Origin of the sequence: Streptomyces sp. NPDC053076 (genome assembly GCF_044546845.1) — a bacterium.
Taxonomy (GTDB): Bacteria; Actinomycetota; Actinomycetes; order Streptomycetales; family Streptomycetaceae; genus Streptomyces.
Window position 1 is genome coordinate 2,079 of record NZ_JBITZL010000024.1, and the last position, 1,981, is coordinate 4,059.

Annotated in this window: 1 rRNA gene (running past one end of the window); it reads left to right on the plus strand. The window is 57.3% G+C overall.

What is annotated here, in order from left to right:
- The first annotated feature begins 51 nt into the window (after positions 1-51).
- Positions 52-1,981 (plus strand): 23S ribosomal RNA (locus ACIGYR_RS38985) (it continues 1,291 nt past the right edge of the window).

The following is a 1,981-nucleotide window of genomic DNA, read 5'->3' on the forward strand; positions in this document are numbered from 1 at the left end:
ATGGGTGGCTGGTCGTTGTTTGAGAACTGCACAGTGGACGCGAGCATCTGTGGCCAAGTTTTTAAGGGCGCACGGTGGATGCCTTGGCACCAGGAACCGATGAAGGACGTGGGAGGCCACGATAGTCCCCGGGGAGTCGTCAACCAGGCTTTGATCCGGGGGTTTCCGAATGGGGAAACCCGGCAGTCGTCATGGGCTGTCACCCGCTGCTGAACACATAGGCAGTGTGGAGGGAACGAGGGGAAGTGAAACATCTCAGTACCCTCAGGAAGAGAAAACAACCGTGATTCCGGGAGTAGTGGCGAGCGAAACCGGATGAGGCCAAACCGTATGCGTGTGAGACCCGGCAGGGGTTGCGCATGCGGGGTTGTGGGATCTCTCTTCTGCGGTCTGCCGGCCGTGGGACGAGTCAGAAACCGTTGATGTAGGCGAAGGACATGCGAAAGGTCCGGCGTAGAGGGTAAGACCCCCGTAGTCGAAACATCAGCGGCTCGTTTGAGAGACACCCAAGTAGCACGGGGCCCGAGAAATCCCGTGTGAATCTGGCGGGACCACCCGCTAAGCCTAAATATTCCCTGGTGACCGATAGCGGATAGTACCGTGAGGGAATGGTGAAAAGTACCGCGGGAGCGGAGTGAAATAGTACCTGAAACCGTGTGCCTACAAGCCGTGGGAGCGTCGGAACAAGGCTTGCCTTGTTCTCGTGACTGCGTGCCTTTTGAAGAATGAGCCTGCGAGTTTGCGGTGTGTTGCGAGGTTAACCCGAGTGGGGAAGCCGTAGCGAAAGCGAGTCCGAATAGGGCGTTTCAGTAGCACGCTCAAGACCCGAAGCGGAGTGATCTAGCCATGGGCAGGTTGAAGCGGAGGTAAGACTTCGTGGAGGACCGAACCCACCAGGGTTGAAAACCTGGGGGATGACCTGTGGTTAGGGGTGAAAGGCCAATCAAACTCCGTGATAGCTGGTTCTCCCCGAAATGCATTTAGGTGCAGCGTCGTGTGTTTCTTGCCGGAGGTAGAGCACTGGATAGGCGATGGGCCCTACCGGGTTACTGACCTTAGCCAAACTCCGAATGCCGGTAAGTGAGAGCGCGGCAGTGAGACTGTGGGGGATAAGCTCCATGGTCGAGAGGGAAACAGCCCAGAGCATCGACTAAGGCCCCTAAGCGTACGCTAAGTGGGAAAGGATGTGGAGTCGCACAGACAACCAGGAGGTTGGCTTAGAAGCAGCCACCCTTGAAAGAGTGCGTAATAGCTCACTGGTCTAGTGATTCCGCGCCGACAATGTAGCGGGGCTCAAGCGTACCGCCGAAGTCGTGTCATTGCAGCGTATAGCCCCAACGGGTGCTGTGATGGGTAGGGGAGCGTCGTCTGCCGGGTGAAGCGGCACTGGAAGGTAGTCGTGGACGGTTGACGAGTGAGAATGCAGGCATGAGTAGCGATACAAACGTGAGAAACGTTTGCGCCGATTGACTAAGGGTTCCTGGGTCAAGCTGATCTGCCCAGGGTAAGTCGGGACCTAAGGCGAGGCCGACAGGCGTAGTCGATGGATAACCGGTTGATATTCCGGTACCCGCTGTGAAGCGTCAAACATCGAGCATCGTGATGCTAAGGCCGTGAAGCCGTTCCGGACCCTTCGGGGAATGGAAAGTGGTGGAGCCGCCGGCCCAAGCGGTTAGTAGGTGAGTGATGGGGTGACGCAGGAAGGTAGTCCATCCCGGGCGATGGTAGTCCCGGGGTAAGGGTGTAGGACGTTGTCCAGGTAAATCCGGGCAGCACATAGTCTGAGACCTGATGCCGAGCCGATTGTGGTGAAGTGGATGATCCTATGCTGTCGAGAAAAGCCTCTAGCGAGTTTCATGGCGGCCCGTACCCTAAACCGACTCAGGTGGTCAGGTAGAGAATACCGAGGCGTTCGGGTGAACTATGGTTAAGGAACTCGGCAAAATGCCCCCGTAACTTCGGGAGAAGGGGGGCCACGTCC